Below are 21,308 nucleotides of genomic sequence, written 5' to 3' on the forward strand. Positions count from 1 at the left end.
TCCATTACTAGCCATGGAATACGTATCAATCGGATATCTTTAAGGAATATTCACCCATTACAGGAAGAGCTTAAATACAACCATCGTGGTACTTTGTGACACAATGAGCGATGAAACGCTAAAGGACATATCTCACACACCACCAGCGGGAGAGTCGGTTGAACGGGTATGGACCCGAGGAGACGAAATGGACGCCGAGTGACATCCTCGCCCGTCCTAAAGGACGGGGCTTCCTACAAGGGAAGCCTCACGTCGAGGGAGATGATGCGGGGTAGCGATCGACAGCGGAGATAGTTGGGGGTTCGAAGTGGGGAAGTCAAGTGGCCCGGCCGCGTCAGTTCTCGTATGGCCAACACCAACGGATCCGAGCAGTCGACAGAAGACGGTGACGTGATCGTCCCGCTTTCGGTGTACAAGATCGTTACCGTTTTCTCGACGCTCATTGCCGGGGCCGCAGTCGTGGCGGGGTTCGCTGTGTTGGATACGGCGACCCAGCAGGCCCAAGCCCCTGCAGACGAGATCAACGTTCCGCTCGCCCTGCTTGGAATCGCGGCGATCGTCACCGGATCGGCGGTGTACGTCTTCTCAACCCGATTCCGGACCGCTGGGATGGGAATGGGAAACGCTAAAGACGACGGTGACTAACAGCCGATAATGGCCGACGAATTCATGAAGGGGTTCGCCATCCTCACAACTAGTATGCTCGGGTGGATGGTTATCGCTGGCTGGTACAACACGCCGAGCTTCACTGAGTCCCAGCTTTCGGGGCCAGCACCGGAAAATCTACAGATGCTCGATCAGCTCGCGCTCACATTCAAAACCGGGCTGCTGTGGTTCGCCCTTCTGGGCGCGCTCACGTTCTGGGTACTCATCCCCGCCGGGCGAGAGCTGCGAAAGGCGATGGCTACCGAGTGAGAGCAGTTGTATCGGCTCGATCCACACCGACTCCGTCTTTGAAACTTGGTTGTCGACAGCGGTCGAAACACAACATTCAGGAATAATGTCCAGCCGTGGTGACAGCGCGGATCGCGTTGCACACCACCGAGTCACACGATCTGGGACCAGTACGGTTGGATGAGGAAAAACACACTGAGGTATCCAGCGTATAAGACAACCAACAGGGAAGCAACGATCGCGCCTTTCGGGCGTTCGATCGGGAGTTCCTGTCGAGCTTCGACCTTTCTGGACTCGAATTCGAAGAAATCAGTGAGAGCCATACCGAGTACGAGCGTTGAGATCACGATACCGGCGTGATACTCAAGCGTCGTATAGTAGAACACACCGAGTATGAGCAGTAGGTTCGTCCCGAGGAGCACGGGGTGGCGTTTGATCGCTTCTGCGCCGCCTGATTCGGCCTGACGAACGACCGTTCGATGCCCGACAGCACGAGCTATGACGTTCACCACTGCAAGAACGAAAAGCACGTGTTCGATCTGCGGACCGATGATCGTGTCGATCGGACCGAACAGCGAAGCCGCTAGTACCATACCTACATCGGGGGGGTGCTTCCATTAGAGCCTTTCCAATCCTCGTTGGATGTCGATCGTTTCGATCGACGCCACCGACTGCAAACGGAGGGACTCTGCGGGTGAAACGGTTCCGACCTGACGACCATCAACGCGGAGTTCGACGGCCGTATCGTTTCGATCGACAGTGAGTCGAACATCCGACAGCGAGACCACCCACTGGTCGGCGTCGATCGAAAACGGCGCGATGGGAACGACCACACCGACGCCGGTTTCGGCCGCGACTCGTGGACCACCGGCGTCATGGGCGTAGCCGTGGCTTCCGGCGGGAGTAGCAATCACGACGCCGTCGGCTCGAACGCTCATGATCCGCTGCCGGCGCTCACCGTGAGTAGCGACAACAGTGTACTCCGAAATGCGCGCCGATTCGACGGTGACCAGTGTCACGTCCGCGAGCGCGTAGACGCGCCCATCGGGTCGGTCGATGCCGATCACCGGGTGAGTGACAGTGAGCTGCCGGGGATCGGTGTCTGGGTAGTCATCGGTTCGGTTTCGATCGGACGAAAACAGGTCGAGTAGCCAGGGGAGTTCCGTTTGCAGTCGGTCTCTGGAGATCGAACTGAGACCGGGCGTATCGATATCGATCGGCAGGATGGGGACTGACGGATCCGGAATGAGCGACCGGAGTGCCGCGTCTTCCACAACGATAATGAACGCAGGATCGGCGTTCTGTCCGGTGGGACGATCGACGAGCGGAGTCCCGCCATTGGATTCGACCGCGGTTACTATCGGCTCGACCGCATCGCCGACGATACCAACTCGTGGGTCGGTCATCAGTAGCGTTGTTGGTCCGCCTCGCTAAACGACTTTCGAGGACTCATCTTCCGGAAGATCACCGATGAGCGCCAGCCCCTCTGCTTTATCCTCTCGCCGTAAAGCCGCGATGATATCCGATCGTGGTCGGTGATCGAGTGTTGTGTCATCGCGTGCGAGCAACACGAGGAGTTCAGTGACGAGGATTGCGCTCTCGCGGAGCGTTCGTTGTTCCAACTTATCGAGTGTGTCCGCACGAGTGTGCCCCCATCCTCGGCCTCGACTCTTAGTTTCGCTCCGGAGATGCAGTCCGGGAACACCACCCGCAAGCACGAACGGCCAGTGATCGCTGTGAGGGTTTTGGTGTGGGATTTTTGAGATCGGATGATCGAATCGATCTGCGATCTGATCGAGGGCGTCAGCGAGTCCGGCAAACCCATGGGTGAACGCCGAAATCGTTCGATTCCGTGCGACGCCGTCGTTGTTCACGACGGCTTTGATCCGATCGAGATCAGCCTGGCCGGCTTCGTGTTCGGACCCACACAGTCCGACTTCCTCTGCACCGAACGCAACGAACCGCACCCGCGTTTCGAGCTCGTCTTCGCGCATAGCGAGCGCGGCGGCGAGTTCGACGACCATGGCCGTCCCCATCCCGTTGTCCATCGCTCCCTCAGCGATGTCATGGGCGTCGAGGTGGCTCGTAACGAGGATCTCCTCGTCTGTGTCCGGTCCGACTACGGCGTGAACGTTCTGACTGGTCGCGGAACCGACGTTGGCGGTGACATCTACCGTAACTTGCTCGTCTTCGAAGCGTCGGATGAGCCGTTCACCAACCTCCGTGGACACGCCGACGGCAGGGATCGCACCGATCGGTTCAACAGGCGTTCCGACGCTGCCGGTCGGGGCGAGACAGCCCTCGATGTGATTTTTGAAAACGAAGCCGGCTGCGCCCGCGTCAACCGCGCGGTAATACTTCTCGCGGCGGTGAATGAACCGATCGTACCACTCCGGGACAGTGCTCGACACCAGTACGATCGATCCGCTCAGGTCGGTCTCGAAATCAGTGGGGAGACCGTACCCCAGATCGACCAACTCACCGGTAGCGCTCTCGGCGGGGCTGCGCGGTAACGCGATGCTTTCGTGGTGACGACCGCCCGCGCGGACGGCGCTTGATTGTCGCTCCCATCCGTGAATATCGAACGCATCGAGACGGACATCCCGCGCACCGACCTCTGTGAGCGCCTCGCGGGTCGCCACGGCCGCCTCGCGTTCACCGTCGCTGCCAGCCATCCGGTTGTCGATGTCGACCAGCCGTTCAAGATGATCCCACCCGACAGTGCTCGTAAACGTCGTACCGATCCAGTCGGTCATACGGTACACACGACAAACACGATGATAATCAGTGCGGTGACCGCATTCGAACCGCGAAAAGCTATCCGTCGCCGTTTTCGTCGACGATCACAACCGAACCGGAGACGACATCGACGTTAATCAGCGTTTTCACGTTGTGGTCGTCCATCTTATTCTCTCCGCCGACCTTTTTGATGACCGCAACGATGTCCGCGATGTCTGCGCCGATCTCTTCGAGTGCGCTGGTGATGCTGTGGAGCGTTCCCCCCGTTGACAGCACGTCATCGAGCAACAGCACCCGATCGTCGGGTTCAACGTCGTTCAGGTACATCTCGTTTTCCGAGTAGCCCGTTACTTGCGCGAGCGAAACTTCGCCCTCTAACCCGTACTGGCGCTTCCGAATGACGACGAGCGGGATATCCGTCATTAACGACACGGCTGTCGAAATGTGAATGCCCATTGCAGCTGGTGTCACGATCTTGTCGACGCCGTCGAGATCCACCTTTCGGATGATTCCGATGACGATTTCCCGGAGCAACTCCGGTTCCAACATCGGAACCCCGTCACTGATCGGATGGACGAAGTATTCGTACTCCCCCTTTTGGATGATTGGCGCGTCCCGAAGCGACTGAGAGAGCCGTTCCATGCTGCCCGTACATGGTGAAGACGTAAAAGTACAGCTTGTTGTAACTCCGTTCGATATCCGTTCTCACATATCGAGCGTTGGTCGATTTTGTTGTGTCTGAATCGTATGACTCGGGTGACAGAATTTCTGTGTTCGTCAAATAGGGATAGAATGTAACACAAGAGTTAGAGGGGGACACTGACACTGGGATGTATACAGGAACGGCGATTCAACGTCGCTCCGAACCAACAATGTCCGATATTCGATCGAACCGGAGACGGACAGTGCTTCGTAGTATGAGCCTCGTGCTTGCTAGCAGCGTTGCGGGCTGTATGAGTCTCCTGGGCGATAATTCGGATGGATCGATCCCTGAGCAGACGCCGGCGATCAACGAGGCGACCGAATCGACGGTAGCCTCACCGAACGGTGCGGCACCCTACATGCAGCCGGCGAGTGGGACGACCGACTACGGCGTTGCATTGGATAACAGTCCCGTGATGGGATCGAACGACGCGCCGATCGATATGTACTACTGGAGCGATTATCTCTGTCCGTTCTGTTCGAAGTTCACACTGAACATCCATCCGGAGATAACCAGTACCTTCGTTGCAGAAGGATCTCTGCGGGTCGTCTTCTTGCAACTACCGAACATCGGACCGAATTCCCTGCCGGCTGCCCTTCTCTCGAAATGCGTGTGGAACCAGGTTGTCGACAACGACCCCAATCGGTTCTGGACGTGGCACCGTACCATCTTCGAACGGCAGGGCGAAGAAAACAGTGGATGGGCCGACATCGAGAACCTCCTCACAATCACAGACAGCGCCGGTTTCGATACCGATCCGCTCAGGGACTGTATTCAAAATCGACAGGACAGCATCAAAGAAGAGATTCAAGCCGAAATCGATACCGCCGATCAAGCGCACATCAAACGAACGCCGGCGTTCGTTTTTGTAAACTATAATACGGACACTACACGGAAGATCACTGGCACCCAACCGTACAACGCGTTCGAAAGTACGGTACAGGCGATGAAAAACGACTGAACTGATCTGTCGTCGCTTGTCACAAATCGTGTTCGACCTCCTCTTGGTCTGCTTTTTGGATGATGATTTTGTCTTCGCGGACCCGGACAAACACCTCATCGCCGATCGACATTCCTGCGACCGTTAACTCGTCCTCGTGTAGATTGAGGTGAGCGTTGTGGTACTGACCGTCTGCATCCTTGGTCCCACTGGGACTGAGTTTCTTCTTTCTCACCATCGGACTAACCGTTAGCCATTGTCGGGGAAGCGTCCATTTAACTCTTTTTAGGCGATCTCATCTAGATATTTTCCATTTCGTTCGTGGTCTTACTTACGGCATCGTGGAATGGAACAGTGTCGTAGTTCTATCGCTAGTTGGACTGCGCCAAACGACGAGGATTTCAGTACCACTGTCGACGCTCCCGGTGTAGATCGTTTCACCCGCCGTGTATGCCTCGTCGGATCCACCCGGCTCAAGTGCTCCCGACCCGATCGACGATCCATCGAGAACGATATCCATGGTTCGAACAGCGAGTGCATCCCCGCTATCGTGGCGAAGCGTCACCTGTTCACCGTTGACGGCGAGATCGAGTCGGGCTTGGGGCGGTTGTTCCTGTTCGCCCCCAAGCCCGAACACGAACGCACCGATGACTGCCGCCAGTATCACAGTTATGGCGACCATCACGATTACACCGATAACTGGCGATACCCCCCGTTCCTCCCCGTACAGCAATTGTTTCGTTCTCATTGTATCGATGGCTTCGACGTATGGTCCGCCCCCCGACAGACACCAAACAGCCGAGAATCGCGCGACACAGGAGAGATCCCAGTCGGCCCGTGACGATCTGATACACGGACTGGCTGGATCGACCTCGCAACGCGTCGATCCCCTCCGTTTGCGTTTCGATGCCTCTTCAACCCAAAAGGGTGATCGCACATGCGATGAGGACCCACTCACCGTTGCGAGTTGAAACGACCGACTGGGACCGTAAAACGTCGCTCCAGAACCGAGTCGACCCGAGTCGACTCGATCGCAACAGCACCGTCGCGTTCCGAAAGGGGACACGATGAGCGTGTCGAAGGATGAATCGATCCGTCGCATGTGCAAGGCTGAGTGCTCCCGTTTTTCAATATAAACCTTTGTGTCTCGTTCAGTGAGCACAGCCGTCTTTTTGGCGTCAGCGTTGCAACCGATCAGCGCAGTTCGGCAACGAGTCGGTCAACGACGGTGAGACCGAGTCCAGTTTTTGATCCAACGTACTCCGTATGGTCGTTTGGCCCGACGAGCAGCGCACGAGTTTGTCGTTCACCCAAAACAGTCGTGTCGTTTGCGACGACAAAGGAGAGGTCAGCCCGGTTGAGTGGACCACGAGCTGCGTCGATCAGATCGTCGTCGTTACCACCGCTTTCGAGTTTGAATCCGACAATCGGGAGCTCCGGATGCGCATCACGGACGGTGTCGATGAGTTTCGGTGTCGGTTCGAGATCGATTGTCAGCTGCTGACCCGACCGAACCTTTTCCGAGCGTGTTTCTGTGGTGTAATCGGAGATGGCTGCCGCCGAAACGAGCGCGTCAGCCATCGGAACGTGGCGTTCGACAGCGTCGATCATTTCGTCCGCGCTCTCGACGTGCTCGACAGCGGCATACGATACGTCGTCTCCATCGTGGACCAACGTGACGTTCCCGCCACGGACGTAACACGCGCGCGCGATAGCTCGCCCAGTGCGTCCAGACGCGCGGTTCGTGATTGTCCGGACCGGATCGATCCGCTCGGTCGTTGCACCACTTGTCACGACGATGTGCTTGCCAGCTAGTGGATCAGCTCCCGTCTGCTTCGCCAGCGACAACACGATCGAATCGTCGGCGGCGATCTTGGCCTTTCCTTCTTCGATGCGGGGAGCAACGAACGTCACACCCCACGATTCGATCCGTTCGATGGCTTCGAGGACGCCGGGGTGATCGTACATGGGTTGGTGCATCGCTGGGGCGACGACGATCGGAATGTCGGTTCCGAGCGCGGTTGTCACACACGTCGTCACCGGCGTGTCGTCGATAGCGGCCGCGATCTTTCCGATCGTGTTTGCCGTCGTGGGTGCGATGAGTACCACATCTGCCCACCCGTCGTGTCCACACAACTCGACGTGTTCGACTGATCCGGTGATCTCGGTAACAACAGCATGATCCGTAGCGAATTCGAGCGCCCATGGATGGATAATGCCTTGTGCGCTCTCGGTCATCACCGTTCGCACGGTCGCCCCACACCGCCGGAGTTCGTGGGCAAGTTCGACGGTTCGAACCGCCGCGATCGACCCAGTCACACAGAGCGCGACGTTCACTCCTTCGAGCATTGTTCAGTCATGCGTGCTAAACTGTTGTAAATGGTCCCTCTTGCGGGATCGACTCGACAGCAGGCGCACATCGAGAGAACAGTATACTTAGGAGGATGGCAGATAGACAGGAAGTGTGGACGCCGTTGAAGCCAGCACCGTAGTGTATCTGCCGCCCGAGGAGGTGTACGAGTTTCTCGTGGATTTTCCACGGTACGCGAACTATTCCGAGCACATCACTGAAGTCCGCCAGTACGGCGACGGGAAAACGGGGACGACGTACGATCTCGTGTTTTCGTGGTGGAAGCTGTCGTACACCGCTCGTTCGGAAGTCACTACACTCGATTCGCCTACCCGCATCGATTGGGAACTGACCAAAGACGTTGACGCCCACGGCTACTGGAGGGTCGAACACATACCGGAGCAAGCACCGGACGATGAACCAGACGCCTCGGAGGTCCGCCTTCGAGTGGAGTTCAACCCCCATTCAGCGAACAAAGACGCGATCGATCTGCCTGCACTCGTCTCGCTTGATTGGGTGATCGAAAAAGTGACGCCGAAAATCGAAGGGGAGGCGAGAACCATCGTTCGGCGGATCGTTGCCGATCTCGAAGGCGAGGAGCGACCCGTAGAGGTCGATATTCACGCTGCGCCCGATTCTGTGTGACCGGCCCGGCGTACGCTACTGCTCGTAGTCGCCGCCGTACCGAAGGAAGAAGTACGCCAGCCCCAACGTCGAGACCATCGTGGCGAACGTCGCAACCCCGAGGTTTTTCGTGCCTTGGCTGACAGCCGGCGTGACGGGACCGGCAGGCTCTTTCCGTGGCACCTGACCGACGGCGAGCGCGCCCAACATTCCTTGGCCTTTGTGCGGTTGGCAGAAGTAGGGGATCACGCCCTTTTCATCGGCAGTGTACTCGAAGGTGCCTTGGCCTTTGGTCTCGCTTTTGAATTGGCCATCCTCGGCTTGGACGTTGTGGCCGGGGCCCTTCCACTCCCAGATGATCTTCGTGCCGGGATCGACGTGGACCGCCACCGGATCGAACTCGTTCGAGTTGTCCGGACCGACCTTGATAGTGACTTCGCTTTTGCCAGTCATATCAGTTGTGCTACCGTCACCCTGCCAGCCGTTCGCGTCCTCCAGATACCCACCGTAGTCGATCGGACCGGAGCCACCACCGCCCGACCCACCGCCGGACTCGGTGGTTCCATTGCCCGTCTGATTTCCGGTTCCAGTTCCGTTGCCGGTCTGGTTCCCGGTTTGGTTTCCTGTCTGATTGCCAGTCCCAGTTCCGTTGCCGGTCTCGTTACCGGTCGGTGTTCCGGTTTGGTTTCCTGTCTGGTTCCCGGTGGTGTTGTTCCCTCCTTCTTGGGCGACCACAGTGCCGCTCGCACCAGCGACGCCAGCGGTTGCGGAGACGCCGGTCATCCGTAGGAAGTCGCGGCGGTTCATTCCCTCGTCCGTAGTCATGGTGGGGGCTAGGCAACCGGCCGTAGTGAATACTTTGATTCTCCTATCGGCTTACAGGCGGTAGTCGTGCTCGCCGGTTTCGCTCTTCAAAAAGGCCGTCAAGAGGTCGATTGTCGCGGTGAGGTCGGCGTGGTGGACGCTCTCGGTAACGGTGTGAAGATACCGCGTCGGCACGGAAATCGCCCCAACCGGCTTAGCTCCGTGCGTGGTTTGGAACCCAGCGGTGTCCGTTCGTCCACTCGGGAGAATCTCCAGCTGGTGTGGGATCTCCGTCTCTTCAGCGACCGACTGGAGCCGACGGTGGACCTTCGGGTTCGTGATGACGCCCGAATCTTTGAGTTTGATCGCCGTTCCCTCACCTAGTTCAGTGACGTGTTCTTTCGCTTGATGAGTAGGAACGTCGTTTGCGACGGTCGTATCGAGCGCGATGGCTAGATCTGGATCGAGATCGACACCGAGCGCGCTCGCACCGCGCAGTCCGACTTCCTCCTGAACGGTGGCAGCAAAGTGAATCGTCACGTCGGGCGCGGTGAGCTGCCGGGCAGCGGCCACCATCGCACAGACTGAGACGCGATTATCGATCGCCTTGCCCGTAACGTGGTCACCGACCTGCCGCGTGCTCTGGTCCATCGTGATGAGATCACCGACGTTCACGCGCTCTTCAACGGTTTCGGCGTCCAATCCCAGATCAACGTACACGTCCTCGATCGACTGCTCGTCTGAATCATCGCCGTCCGTGTGTGGCGGCGTCGATCCGATGACGCCCGGTAGATCGCCGTCGTCGGTGTGGACAGTCACCCGCTGGGCGCGAAGCACGCGCGGATCCCAGCCGCCGAGCGCGTCCATCGTGAGAAATCCCTCATCATTGATGTGCCGAACCATGAACCCGATCTCGTCCATGTGTGTCGCCACAACGACGTTGTAGTCACTCGTGCCGTCAAGCGTTCCGATCACATTGCCCATCGCGTCGGAGCGAACCGTGTCCGTCGCAGCCGACAGCTCCCGACGAACGATCTCCCGAATGCGGTCCTCGTATCCGGGGACACCACTCGCTTCTGTCAATTCCACCAACAAATCGGTATCAAATTCGAAGTCCGTCTCGAACGCACTCATATTCCCCCATTAGATGAGCGTTCATATCAGGGTCCCGTATCGAATATGCATCACACTACGAGCAATTGAGAAACGAGAACGCTATCGGTTCACACGTTGCGGTCGATCACGAAGCGTGTGAACGCGGCGAGCTGGTCAACGATATCGGGATCGAGATCAAGTTGCTGTAGGCACGCACGCGCATCATTTGATAGCTGTCGTGCCTTTTCACGGGCGTAGTCAACGCTACCGGTTTCATAGAGGAGATCAACGACCGCCTCGATCTCCTCTGTGGTGTTCTCTTCGGCCCAAAGAATCTCCTCCATACGCGCGACCTGTTGGGGCGAGGCGTTGTTCGCGGCATGGATGACCATCAGCGTCTTTTTCCCCTCACGGATGTCGTTTCCGGCGGCTTTGCCGAACGCTCCGCCATCTTCGTCGCTCGTCTCGATGTCGAGTATGTCGTCACCGATCTGGAACGCGACGCTCATCAGCTCAGCAAATTCCCCGACGGTTTGCTCGGTTGCGTCGTCCTGCCCCGTGACGATGGCAGCGAGCCGCGCGACGATGCGCCCGAGACAGCCGGTTTTGCACGCACACATCTCCAGATACTCCGCTTCCGTGATGTCAATGGTCTGCTTGTTGTGCCAGTAGATATCCATACCCTGCCCGAGATGCGTCCGATTGAGTTCGTGCATCAACATCTCGTAGGCGGACAGCCTGCGCTCAGCAGAGAGATCAGCTGGGTTGTGGGTGAGAATCTTCAACGGGAAAAAGTACATAGCGTTTCCCGCGTTGAGTGCGACATCCTTCCCCGAAATGTGGTGCAAAGCGGGCTCGCCGCGCCGCATATCTGCCTCGTCTTCCACATCGTCGACGATGATCGTTCCGTTGTGGAGGATTTCTGGGATACATGCGTACTGCAGATATTCGTTGGGATCCTCACCGAATCCCTCGACCAACAGTAAAAATACGATAGCTCGCCACCGTTTCCCACCCCGATCAAGGAGGTTCCAAACGGGATCAGACAGGGCACGCTGGATGCCGTTAGAATCATATTCGTAGCGTGCTGAACCGAAGAACTCCGAGAGATACTCCTCGTCGATGGTTCGTGGTAGCAAACGCTCGATCTCCCTGTCAACGACCGGCCGCCACTCTTCAAACACCTCCCGCATACCCTGCCCCACTCCGTCCTCGTTCAAAAGCATCGTTATTTCTCTCCGCCAATGAGTGCAGCAGGACGTTCGGGACCGTGATGACAGAAACAACGAGACCAGAAATATAGCGGGAGGTAGATTTGAACTACCGATCTCCGGGTTATGAGCCCGGCGGAATCTCCTGGCTATCCCATCCCGCTACTGTCTGTTACTTCGGACACGGTAGTAAGGGTTATGATTCGATCGCCGTCTGGTACACCTACCCACTCCCCCGATAGGTGATCGGTTGATCGTTCAATAATAAAGAACGGTTCGATGTGGTGTTCGAGCCAGTGGTGTTCGAGCCAGTGGTGTTCGAGCCGTTAGGAACCGATGTGTCGGTATCGGCGTTGGTCAGTTCGAATACGGCCACACCAGGATTTTTATACTGAAGCGAATATCTCTCTGAGGCGTTCATCGAATGGAACAGCCTTGGATTCGCGCTGTACTCATCCCCGTGGACAGTGTACACGTCACGGGGGATGTACACGTAGTCAGGATGGCGGTCTGAAAGGCCGAACAGCACGTTGAGACAGTTGACGTTTGAGCAGGTGGCGATATCACGAAACAGTTCGTACTCAGTGTAGTAGCCCGACGTGGTTGTCCATTCTGCGCCCCACGGGCTGAGGATCACCGTCCGTTCGGAGTAGTAGGGCACCCACTCGGCGGCGTCACTGAGAACCACGAACGTCTCGTTCGGTCCTGTATCGTTTTTGATCCACTCCACTGCTCGGAGATCGTCGTCGTCGACCGTCTGTGGCTGCGTCCGACTGTCGTCGTGAACGGTCGTCAGTTCACTGCCCGCAAACCCGATACCAGTGCCGACCGCGCCGATGACGAAGATGATCGCCAATCCGATCGAGATAAACTTCTTGTAGCCGGTCGGAACCGGAACTGACAGATTATTCACCGTAACTGATATCGCTGGAACGATGACCTCGACGATGAGGAGAGCGCTCAGTATGGAGCCAGCCACGAAAGTGAACCGCTGTTTGCCGATGACGTAGCTGGCGAGCACCATCCACGTCGGAAGGAAGTACCGTCTCCGAAACAGAGCGTACACCCCGCCCGCGAACGCGACGACGTAAAACGGTGTGACGATATCCATATCCCAGATCGGGTAGACGAACTGTGACGCAAGGCGGTCGGGACCGCCGAAGAGTCCAGTGTGTGTACCGCTTGCTGAGAGGTAGATGTCCAATCCGTGGGTGGTTACGACCTGAACCCACCACGGCGCGGTGAGCACGATTCCCCCGATAGCGACGACGGCACCCGCGAGCAGCCCACGCCACGTTCGATCGTAGAAAACGAACAATAGAAGATAACTCCCGCCGAAAAACACCGTGTACACAGGATGGGTGAGCATCGTCAAGGAGAACAGCACCGTGCCGAACAGCACCCACCGTCGGTCACCGCTTTGGAACAGTTTCACCCCGACGTACATCCCGAGTAACGTGAACAACACGGCAACGGCTCGGACGATCCCTCCTGCCGAGATGTGCCACCGGAGCACTGGCGGCGTGACGGCGAAAAGCATGGTCCCAATACCGGCCGTCTGCGGCGAGCCGACCAGCTCTTTCGCAAGGTAGTAAAACGGAATCAGATACACGATCGCTATCGCACCCGGGGCGTACAGTTCGAGCGCCACGGGATCAACACCCGTGACATCGGTGACGATAGCAATGAGATAGAACACCAGCGGTGGATACGCGAACGGGATCCCTCCTGTGAGGTAATAGGGGATCCGTTCGGGCAACGCGTACCCGTTCTGGATGATCTCCTCAACGAACTGTAGGTATAGACCACCCTCATACGCCGGATGGGTGTGGGTCAGAAGATACGCGACGTACACGCCGCTGCCGACGAGCAACGCAGTAGCGAGCCAAAAACGATCATTGAATCGAGAACTAAGTATCATCCTATCGCTCATATGAGACCTTCGCTTCCGATTGCGTTCACGGTCACTTTCTCGTTTCGATTCGCTGTGACGTTCTCTCCCAAGCGACGAACGCAGGAGAGCTCACCGGGGATGACTCTGACTTTGGTCCGACCGCGAGGTAGTCACGTAGATGCTGTCTTTGTCGAGAATGAACTCGTCAATGAATGCGGCCACGAACACGGCGGACTGGAACACGAGATACGGCCAAAGAGTGAACGCAGCGATGTATTCGGAAAGGTGGTGCGACTCTCCATCCCGCCAATCCTGTAAGAAGATGATATACGATACGATGATGGGAGCGATCGATATGAACGTCCATATAGCCCAGCCATTGGGAATGAGCGTCGTCGTCGAAACGCCGGACAGTCCATTGAACAACGGCATTGGGAACACAAGAATGAACAACACAGGAAGAATCGCGTAAACGAAGGTGTACACGGCGTCGATCTTCTTCCGGGTTGAGACCGCCCGCTCCTGGGGCAAAAGCGGGAGATACCGAACTGCTACCTGCATCCAGCCCCGCGCCCACCGTTTGCGCTGATTCCACCACGCAGACAGCGTCGCAGGGTTCTCTTCGTAGGTGATCACCTGCGGATCGACGTGCAGTTCCTTGCCGAACTGATGGATCTTCGAAGACATATCGATGTCCTCAACGAGAATCTCCTCATCGAACTCACCGAGTTCGTCGAACACCTCCGCACGGAAGAACGCCTGTCCCCCACCGAAGATGGTGAATCCGTCCACTACCTCCCGAGCGAACAGATCGGCCTTCTCAGCGATGTGGCGCTCAACAGTTGCGTGGAGCGCCAACAACGAGTCTGTCGGATTGTGTCCGTAACATCGCCCTTTCACACACCAGGTGTCGTCGTCCGCGAGGAACCACGCTACTGCGCGCCGGATTGCGTTGGGTTTGAACTGGTGGTCGGCGTCAATACTGGCAATGATGTCTCCAGTGGCGTGTTTCAGAGCGTAGTTCGTTGCCTTAGCCTTTCCACCACCCGGCTCATCGCGCTCAACAGCTACGAATCGGGGATCGTCGTCGGCAGCTTGCTGGGCGATTTCGGCGGTTCGGTCCGTCGAGCCCGCTTCATAGCAGAGCACCACCTCCAACTTCTCTTCTGGGTAGTCCACCTGCTTGCACGCCTCAACCGTCCCCGGCAACACCGGTTCTTCGTTGTAGGCTGGTATCACCACTGATACAGTGGGTAACGCTGCGTCGTCGTTGATTTCCGGCGGATCCGCTCTCGAAAACGCGAGCACTGCAGACAGAAGCGTTCGTCCAACGAGTCCGATCAATCCAACCAGCAACACCGTATTGAGTACGCTACCGTATCCCTCAACGTACGGAATCGGGAGCAAGATGCCGACAACGAGTAGCCCCGTTATCGTCGCATACGTCGTCATTTTTTTGAGAGATAACGACGTCTCTTCGACCGTCTTGACTTCCATAGGAAAGAAAGCAACCGCTTACCTAATAAATCAGTGAAATCGTTCCGGTTCGTTGCATGCTCGAAGCGTCGTTGCAGACCGTTTCGTCACCTCGTATAAGTTTTCTAAGATAAGAATGTCCGCATCGGCGTACATCCACAGACGCCAAGGTACCACGGATAACCACCTATTAATGCGATTACGGTGTCGATAAACACCGACGAATATGATCTAGTACTGATATTATACAGAGATGTGTGAATGATCGTGACGATACCGCCCAAGAAATATCAAAAATTATATATTAGCTGTGAACGACAACCGTTTCGGAATCAGTGTGGTCAGTCTCTAAGTACATTGGAATGTACTCACGACGCTCGTAGGTTTCACGCTCGTCCTCCGTTCCAACCGTACACCACAACTGAACCCGTTCGGGACCGTGCCAGTCGCCTTGTCGTTTCACCGAAAAACAGACGACCTCCTCCTCGTCGTACTCGATGACTGCGTCTTTTCGGATGCCGGGATCCCCATCGATGATGAGATGCTTCATGTTCGTTCTCGATCCAGCGTCGGATTAAACTTTACCAAGGAGAATTCCGGTATTCCACGCAGACTGAATACGACGGCCGCCCGCCACAGCACCGTGTTGATGGAGAAATCCGCCAACAAGAGGCGTTTCACTCCGTTCTGAGGCTGTATACACGTTTTCTGGCGTCGGTAAAGGAAAACCGTGAGTGGACGAGACCGATCTCATCCAGTTGCGAGACCGCATATCGAACCGTCCGCGTCGGCAACAGCGTCTCTTCAGCGAGTTCCTGCTGAGTGAGCGGTCCGTCGTATTCGAGTACCTTCGCTACCAACTTCGCACTCGGTGGACAGTCCTGCAGCGTCCCTCCACCGATCTCTTCGTCTCGATCCTCTGTGGCGCTCATACCGTCAGTTAATAATGCAACTATGTAATATTTTCCATTTCAAAATTACCAATAGTAATCTGGAAATGGACATTCGTTATCAAGAGCGAGAGTCAACGAGGATGTCGCCTCACTGTCGTTCGATGCTCTCAGTCTGATATTAGAGCGCTGAAGGACACCTCTGGAAGACCGTCGTGACTGTGTTCAGGTGCTCCTCGATACTGACCAAATACGGTGTAGACGACCCGAAACCTCTTATGAGAACGACCGCTACTCCTGTGTAGATGACCGACATCGTTGACGACGTCGAGTGGCCTTACGAACCCGACGCGTCACAACAAGAAAAGATCGAGTCACTTCAAGAACGGCTCGAAATACTTGAAGGGCAAAACGAGGAGATGCGGGACGAACTCCTCGACGCAAACGCTAAGAAAAACAAATACCAGCAGAAGCTGGAGCGGCTGACGCACGAGAACAAGAAGCTCAAACAGTCGCCGCTGTTCATAGCGACGGTACAGGAGATCTCCGAGGACGGTGTCGTGATCAAACAGCACGGCAACAATCAGGAGGCGCTCACTGAGGTTACGCAGGAGATGCGCGAACAGCTCGAACCTGATGACCGCGTCGCGGTGAACAATTCCCTATCGATCGTTCGTGTGCTCGACGCTGAGACCGACGTTCGCGCGCGGGTAATGCAAGTAAACCACGAGCCAGAGGTGGCGTATGAAGATATCGGTGGTATCGGTGAACAGATCGAGGAAGTCCGTGAGACTGTCGAGTTGCCGTTGACCAGTCCGGACCGGTTCGACGCGGTGGGGATCGAGCCGCCGTCGGGGGTGTTGTTGCACGGTCCACCAGGAACAGGTAAGACGATGCTAGCCAAAGCGGTCGCCAACCAGACCGAAGCGACGTTCATCAAGATGGCTGGCTCGGAGCTCGTCCACAAGTTCATCGGTGAGGGCGCGAAGCTCGTCCGGGATCTGTTCGAACTCGCTCGCCAGCATGAGCCAGCAGTGTTGTTCATCGACGAGATCGACGCGATCGCCGCAAAGCGCACCGATTCGAAAACCTCCGGGGACGCTGAAGTCCAGCGCACCATGATGCAGTTGCTCTCGGAGATGGACGGCTTCGACGACCGTGGTGAAATCAGCATTATCGCCGCCACCAACCGCTTTGACATGCTTGATCGCGCCATCCTCCGTCCCGGACGGTTCGACCGCCTCATCGAAGTCCCGAAACCGGATCACGAGGGCCGAGAGATGATCTTCCGCATCCACACCCGTTCGATGAACGTTGCGGACGACGTGGATTTCGAAGCGTTAGCCGACGACACCGGAAACGCCAGCGGTGCGGACATCAAAGCGATCTGTACCGAAGCAGGGATGTTCGCAATCCGCGACGACCGGAAAACGGTCTCCCGTGCGGATTTCGAGAACGCGTGGGAGAAGATCAACGACGAGGAAAACGGCGGTAACGAGATCAGCCAGACGTTCGCCTGATCGTTTTTGATTCCGATCGCGTGATAGGTGTCGTATCGACGTTCATTTGAACGCGTGTTCCGTAGCCGCTGTATGGACGATCAACCGGGATTGAGCGATCAGTACCGGATGTCGAGTCCGTGGCCGGTTTTCGTCGCGCTTGGACTCGTCCTTTCGGAACTCGGGGTGCTGTTCGGGATCATTCCGCTGTCCGTTGGGGGATTGCTGTTGTTCGCGGGATCGACTGCAGGCATTCTCACCGAATCCGGCTACACCTCCGATCTGTGGCGGGTCATGGGTGGCATCGGTGCGGTGCTGGTCGTGCTCGGTGCGATACTCACCGGGACGCAACTTGGGCTATCCGCGCCTAGTGCGATCGTATCGGAGTTGATCGCCGCGTTCGGTGGGCAGCCGAACGGAATCATCATCCGAGGAGTGTCGATCGTCGCTGCAGGCGTGATTACAATCGGTGTGGGTGCTATCGCGCCGTTCGTACAGTCGGATATAGAGACACCGTAGCGAAAAATCGACACTCTATTTACCCATCCACCCGGAAGCCCGATATGGCATCGAGCGTTTTCGACCGTGAAGCACTACTCGATCTCACGGTCAACATCATCCCGCTAGGTATCCTCTTGTTTTTCATCGCGGTGTTCGCCATCCTACCGGGATTCGGGTACGATCCGTTCGTAACAACAATCCAGATGAGTTTGTTAGTGATCCCGTTCATCGGACTGGCAGCCCTCACGTACGTCTCCGGGAAGGCGATCACACAAGCAGAACGAGAGCTCGAAGAGTGACCGTCGCGGGTGTCCAAGACACAACGAACTGGATCGAATGGGCAGCGTGAGAGGGTCGTAGCGAACGAGTGTGGCAGGAAGCGCCCCGTGATAGTTCCATAACCTTTCTAATCACCCGGTGCCGATAGGTCGTATATGGACCTATCAGCACAGCTCGCGCTGACTGTTTTGATGGGGTTATTTCTCGCTGCTGTAGCGATGGCCCTGTCGCGCATAGAGGACTGGCGGTCGTACACGCCGCTTGCGGGCGGGGGAGCCGCAGTAGGCGGGGAGACGGGATACGTCTCCAAAGAGAAACCCGCCGGACTCACGCGTTGGTTGACATCAGTCGATCACAAAGACATCGGGATACTGTATGGTGTGTTCGCAGTCATCTCCTTCGGGTGGGGTGGCCTCGCCGTCCTGTTGATGCGAGCGGAGCTTATGACGCCCGCGATGGATGTGCTCGCCGGACTCGGTGGTGAGAACTTCTACAACGGGCTGATGACCAGTCACGGCATCACCATGCTGTTTCTGTTCGGGACGCCGGTGATCGCGGCGCTCGGAAACTACTTCATTCCGTTGCTCATCGGAGCCGACGACATGGCGTTTCCCCGGATCAACGCGATCGCCTTTTGGCTGCTGCCGCCGTCTGCCCTCCTCATCTGGGCGGGCTTCTTCCTCGATCCGATGACGGGCGGGGCCATTCAGGCGTCCCAGACGAGCTGGACGATGTACCCACCGCTTTCGGCCGCACAAGCCAACCCGGGTGTAGATCTGTTCTTGTTGGGACTGCACCTTTCGGGTATTTCGACCACGATGGGCGCGGTCAACTTCATCGCAACCATCTTCACTGAACGCGCTGAGGACGTGAACTGGGCCAACCTCGACATCTTCTCGTGGACGATGCTCACCCAGTCGGGACTGATCCTGTTTTCATTCCCGCTGTTGGGGAGCGCGCTGATCATGTTGTTGTTGGACCGCAACTTCGGGACGACCTTCTTCGCCGTCGAGGGCGGGGGACCGTTGCTGTGGCAACACCTGTTTTGGTTCTTCGGCCACCCCGAAGTGTACATCCTCGTCTTGCCGCCGATGGGGGTAGTGAGCCTCATCCTCCCGAAGTTCTCGGGGCGGAAGCTGTTCGGTTTCAAGTTCGTCGTCTACTCGACGCTTGCCATCGGTGTGCTTTCCTTCGGCGTGTGGGCACACCACATGTTCGCGACGGGATCGATCCCCGCATCCGGCTGAGTTTCATGGCGGTGTCAATGGCGATCGCCATTCCGAGTGCGGTCAAGACGTTCAACTGGATCACCACGATGTGGAACGGTGATATCCGGTTGACGGCACCGATGCTGTTCTGTATCGGCTTCGTCTCGAACTTCATCATCGGTGGCGTGACTGGGGTGTTCCTCGCGTCCATTCCGGTCGACCTCATCTTACACGACACGTACTACGTGGTCGGTCACTTCCACTACATCGTCATGGGCGCGATCGCTTTCTCCGGCTTTGCGGCCATGTACTACTGGTATCCGATCTTCACGGGTCGCATGTACCAGCGGACGCTCGCTCGATGGCACTTCTGGCTGTGGATGCTCGGTTCCAACATCACCTTCTTCGCGATGTTGCTGTTGGGCTATGAGGGTATGCCGCGCCGGTACGCGACGTACACACTTTCCGGAGGCGGTCCGTTCTCGGTGATCATCCAGAACCTCCACGTGATCGCCACCGTTGGCGCATTCCTCATGGCTGTCGGAACGGTCATTTGGCTGTGGAACTTCGTTGTCTCGTGGTACGAAGGGCCAAAGGCGGGCGAAGATCCGTGGGATCTCCGTGAATACGGCATGGAAGCCCGTGAATTCGAATGGCACGCCAACCGGATCAAAACGACCGTCACTGATGGCGGTGAGGAGGAACTCCGGACCGACGGCGGAACTGAGTCTTCCGAAGAGTAATCCGGCTTCCAGAACCGACTGATTTTCCTCGTGAATGAGAGCGAGCTTTCGAAACTCGAACGGATGAGACGCACGTCTCTCCGAGCGGATAGCATGAGAACGCCGGATATTCGACAGGCGACCGTCGAAGACGCTAATGCACTCGCGGCAGTGTACCGGAGTGCGTACCAAGAGAACCGTGAACTCGGATTTCCCGCAAGCGCGGGGTCTGTATCACCAGTTACCGTCGCGGATTGGATTCGGGAGAATGAGGTCTCCGTCGCTGCGATTGACGGCGAGATTGTCGGCGGTGTACGACTCGAACGGGAAACAACGCATCGCGCAAAACTCAGCCGGTTCGGTGTTCACGAGGAGTACAAGGGTGACGGGATCGGAAGTGAGTTGCTTGCGCACGCGGAGGAACAGGCCGCTGACCGTGGCTACACGACGATCCGTCTCACGACCCCCGAGAGACATCCTTATCTCCCCGTTTTCTATCGGAATCGCGGATACGAGAAAACGGGTGACCATCCGCTCGACAATCGTTCCTACGACGAGATCATCATGGAAAAACAGCTTCGGTAGCCGTTAGGTCCACACCTCAATACGCGGCGTTTGTGATGAGTACGATGCCGGTGATAAACATCAACACAGCGATCACAGCGAGGACGAGGATGAGGAGATCCTTTTCGCGCATACGGTGGGTTGTAGACGCAGGACAAAAGGCTAATCGTACCGGTGGTCGTAGCACTACCGTGAGTCACGACGGTTCTGCCTACGACGGCCAGCGATTCGTCATTGGCATGTATCTCGTTATCGTCGGTATCGCCGCTCTGGCTGGATACATCATCGGCACACTCCGAATCGAGGGAATGGATCCCGAGCTGTTTGGAGTCCTCCAGCTCCCCCCGACGGCGATCGGGATGGCCCTGTATGGAGGGATCACAGTCGGAACACTACTAGGTGTGTTGTTAGTCGTGATGATCGTCGTTTCAAACCGGTATGCTGATCCCGACGGAGGATCGTGATTCTTTCCCCGACGTTAAACGACAGTGACCATTGTGTTCGTTCATGTATCACATCGTTACAGGGATCGGTCCCGAGGATTCACAGGTTTGCTCGAAGGTGAACGCCATCACTGAGCTGCCCGCTGTCTCCGAGTCCGTTTCGGTGACGATCGTCCACGTGACTGACGAAGAAACCGATCTCCTGACGATTCCGACGGTCGCGGCGGCCCACGAGCGCCTCACCGATCACGAGATCGACGTATCACTGCGTACTGCGGACGGAACGCCCCTGAACGCCGTGCTCTCGGTGGCCGACGACGAAGACGCGGACCTCATCTGTATCGGGGGACGCCACCGCTCTCCGGCGGGTAAAATGCAACTCCGCAGCGGCTCAAAGGCGGTCGTGCTCAACACCGACCGGCCTGTGTTGATCGCCGGGAGCGACGAAGAGTAACACTATTTAATACGATGG

25 protein-coding genes, 1 tRNA gene and 1 pseudogene are annotated in these 21,308 nt (G+C 57.0%); 12 read left to right on the plus strand and 15 right to left on the minus strand.

Features of this window, described 5'->3' with window-relative positions; translation table 11 throughout:
* Nucleotides 1-345: 345 nt before the first annotated feature.
* Entirely contained in the window at nt 346-645 is a 300-nt protein-coding gene (locus EIK79_RS03965; protein WP_124953849.1) for a DUF7315 family membrane protein, read from the plus strand.
* A gap of 9 nt (nt 646-654) precedes the next feature.
* Nucleotides 655-915: a DUF7314 family protein gene (locus EIK79_RS03970; protein ID WP_124953850.1), complete on the plus strand. Its 261-nt coding sequence runs from the start codon at nt 655-657 to the stop codon at nt 913-915.
* Nucleotides 916-1,046: 131 nt separating this feature from the next.
* Here EIK79_RS03970 and EIK79_RS03975 read toward each other — a convergent pair whose 3' ends face one another.
* The 4 genes from EIK79_RS03975 to hpt form a co-directional block, all read right to left on the minus strand.
* Nucleotides 1,047-1,487: a DUF7313 family protein gene (locus tag EIK79_RS03975; protein WP_124953851.1), complete on the minus strand. Its 441-nt coding sequence runs from the start codon at nt 1,485-1,487 to the stop codon at nt 1,047-1,049.
* Between the two features lie 24 nt (nt 1,488-1,511).
* The gene (locus EIK79_RS03980; RefSeq protein WP_124953852.1) at nt 1,512-2,300 is read right to left on the minus strand and encodes an NAD(+)/NADH kinase; all 789 of its coding nucleotides are present in this window, start codon (nt 2,298-2,300) and stop codon (nt 1,512-1,514) included.
* Nucleotides 2,301-2,324: 24 nt separating this feature from the next.
* Complete coding sequence (locus EIK79_RS03985; protein WP_124953853.1) at nt 2,325-3,650, minus strand: M28 family peptidase; 1,326 nt, start codon at nt 3,648-3,650, stop codon at nt 2,325-2,327.
* 61 nt (nt 3,651-3,711) lie between these two features.
* Nucleotides 3,712-4,275, minus strand: coding sequence for a hypoxanthine/guanine phosphoribosyltransferase (gene hpt / locus EIK79_RS03990; RefSeq protein WP_124953854.1), 564 nt, complete (start codon nt 4,273-4,275; stop codon nt 3,712-3,714).
* A 275-nt stretch (nt 4,276-4,550) separates the two neighbouring features.
* Here hpt and EIK79_RS03995 point away from each other — a divergent pair, with 275 nt between their 5' ends.
* Nucleotides 4,551-5,297, plus strand: a complete 747-nt coding sequence (locus EIK79_RS03995; RefSeq protein ID WP_185715499.1) for a DsbA family protein — start codon at nt 4,551-4,553, stop codon at nt 5,295-5,297.
* A gap of 19 nt (nt 5,298-5,316) precedes the next feature.
* Here EIK79_RS03995 and EIK79_RS04000 read toward each other — a convergent pair whose 3' ends face one another.
* A complete protein-coding gene (locus tag EIK79_RS04000) occupies nt 5,317-5,514 on the minus strand; it encodes a hypothetical protein (protein ID WP_124953856.1) in 198 nt (65 codons plus the stop codon).
* Between the two features lie 93 nt (nt 5,515-5,607).
* Nucleotides 5,608-6,024 (minus strand): type IV pilin, encoded by a 417-nt coding sequence (locus tag EIK79_RS17935; protein ID WP_185715500.1) that lies wholly within the window; start codon nt 6,022-6,024, stop codon nt 5,608-5,610.
* 194 nt (nt 6,025-6,218) lie between these two features.
* Here EIK79_RS17935 and EIK79_RS18945 point away from each other — a divergent pair, with 194 nt between their 5' ends.
* Nucleotides 6,219-6,347, plus strand: coding sequence for a hypothetical protein (locus tag EIK79_RS18945; protein WP_267900522.1), 129 nt, complete (start codon nt 6,219-6,221; stop codon nt 6,345-6,347).
* Between the two features lie 123 nt (nt 6,348-6,470).
* Here the strand turns inward: EIK79_RS18945 and coaBC are convergent, their stop codons facing one another.
* Nucleotides 6,471-7,625 carry a bifunctional phosphopantothenoylcysteine decarboxylase/phosphopantothenate--cysteine ligase CoaBC gene (coaBC, locus tag EIK79_RS04010; protein WP_124953858.1) on the minus strand — a complete coding sequence of 385 codons (1,155 nt, stop codon included), beginning with the start codon at nt 7,623-7,625 and terminating at the stop codon, nt 6,471-6,473.
* Nucleotides 7,626-7,740: 115 nt separating this feature from the next.
* Between coaBC and EIK79_RS04015 the strand changes: the two genes are divergently transcribed.
* Nucleotides 7,741-8,271: a type II toxin-antitoxin system RatA family toxin gene (locus EIK79_RS04015; protein ID WP_124953859.1), complete on the plus strand. Its 531-nt coding sequence runs from the start codon at nt 7,741-7,743 to the stop codon at nt 8,269-8,271.
* 15 nt (nt 8,272-8,286) lie between these two features.
* Here the strand turns inward: EIK79_RS04015 and EIK79_RS04020 are convergent, their stop codons facing one another.
* The 8 genes from EIK79_RS04020 to EIK79_RS04055 form a co-directional block, all read right to left on the minus strand.
* A complete protein-coding gene (locus tag EIK79_RS04020) occupies nt 8,287-9,075 on the minus strand; it encodes a plastocyanin/azurin family copper-binding protein (RefSeq protein WP_124953860.1) in 789 nt (262 codons plus the stop codon).
* A gap of 51 nt (nt 9,076-9,126) precedes the next feature.
* Complete coding sequence (locus EIK79_RS04025) at nt 9,127-10,188, minus strand: M42 family metallopeptidase (protein ID WP_124953861.1); 1,062 nt, start codon at nt 10,186-10,188, stop codon at nt 9,127-9,129.
* An 89-nt stretch (nt 10,189-10,277) separates the two neighbouring features.
* The gene (locus tag EIK79_RS04030; protein WP_124953877.1) at nt 10,278-11,342 is read right to left on the minus strand and encodes a polyprenyl synthetase family protein; all 1,065 of its coding nucleotides are present in this window, start codon (nt 11,340-11,342) and stop codon (nt 10,278-10,280) included.
* Between the two features lie 107 nt (nt 11,343-11,449).
* Nucleotides 11,450-11,524, minus strand: a tRNA-Met gene (locus EIK79_RS04035).
* A 59-nt stretch (nt 11,525-11,583) separates the two neighbouring features.
* Nucleotides 11,584-13,293, minus strand: coding sequence for an ArnT family glycosyltransferase (locus tag EIK79_RS04040; RefSeq protein WP_124953862.1), 1,710 nt, complete (start codon nt 13,291-13,293; stop codon nt 11,584-11,586).
* 90 nt (nt 13,294-13,383) lie between these two features.
* Nucleotides 13,384-14,751: a glycosyltransferase gene (locus tag EIK79_RS04045; protein WP_124953863.1), complete on the minus strand. Its 1,368-nt coding sequence runs from the start codon at nt 14,749-14,751 to the stop codon at nt 13,384-13,386.
* Between the two features lie 283 nt (nt 14,752-15,034).
* A complete protein-coding gene (locus EIK79_RS04050) occupies nt 15,035-15,280 on the minus strand; it encodes an HAH_0734 family protein (RefSeq protein WP_124953864.1) in 246 nt (81 codons plus the stop codon).
* A gap of 127 nt (nt 15,281-15,407) precedes the next feature.
* On the minus strand, nt 15,408-15,662 hold the full coding sequence (locus EIK79_RS04055; RefSeq protein ID WP_124953865.1) for a winged helix-turn-helix transcriptional regulator: 255 nt from the start codon (nt 15,660-15,662) through the stop codon (nt 15,408-15,410).
* A 263-nt stretch (nt 15,663-15,925) separates the two neighbouring features.
* Here EIK79_RS04055 and pan1 point away from each other — a divergent pair, with 263 nt between their 5' ends.
* The 7 genes and pseudogenes from pan1 (at nt 15,926) to EIK79_RS04090 (ending at nt 21,290) form a co-directional block, all read left to right on the plus strand.
* Nucleotides 15,926-17,140: a proteasome-activating nucleotidase Pan1 gene (pan1, locus tag EIK79_RS04060; protein WP_124953866.1), complete on the plus strand. Its 1,215-nt coding sequence runs from the start codon at nt 15,926-15,928 to the stop codon at nt 17,138-17,140.
* Between the two features lie 72 nt (nt 17,141-17,212).
* A complete protein-coding gene (locus EIK79_RS04065; RefSeq protein ID WP_124953867.1) occupies nt 17,213-17,638 on the plus strand; it encodes a DUF7541 family protein in 426 nt (141 codons plus the stop codon).
* A 44-nt stretch (nt 17,639-17,682) separates the two neighbouring features.
* Entirely contained in the window at nt 17,683-17,919 is a 237-nt protein-coding gene (locus EIK79_RS04070) for a DUF6684 family protein (RefSeq protein ID WP_124953868.1), read from the plus strand.
* Nucleotides 17,920-18,090: 171 nt separating this feature from the next.
* Nucleotides 18,091-19,850 (plus strand): annotated as a pseudogene (gene ctaD / locus EIK79_RS04075) (cytochrome c oxidase subunit I).
* 93 nt (nt 19,851-19,943) lie between these two features.
* Entirely contained in the window at nt 19,944-20,414 is a 471-nt protein-coding gene (locus EIK79_RS04080) for a GNAT family N-acetyltransferase (protein ID WP_124953869.1), read from the plus strand.
* 170 nt (nt 20,415-20,584) lie between these two features.
* The gene (locus EIK79_RS04085; protein ID WP_233737933.1) at nt 20,585-20,857 is read left to right on the plus strand and encodes a DUF7520 family protein; all 273 of its coding nucleotides are present in this window, start codon (nt 20,585-20,587) and stop codon (nt 20,855-20,857) included.
* A gap of 43 nt (nt 20,858-20,900) precedes the next feature.
* Nucleotides 20,901-21,290 (plus strand): universal stress protein, encoded by a 390-nt coding sequence (locus EIK79_RS04090; protein ID WP_124953870.1) that lies wholly within the window; start codon nt 20,901-20,903, stop codon nt 21,288-21,290.
* The last annotated feature ends 18 nt before the right edge of the window (nt 21,291-21,308 follow it).

Origin of the sequence: Halocatena pleomorpha, assembly GCF_003862495.1 — an archaeon.
Lineage (GTDB): Archaea > Halobacteriota > Halobacteria > Halobacteriales > Haloarculaceae > Halocatena > Halocatena pleomorpha.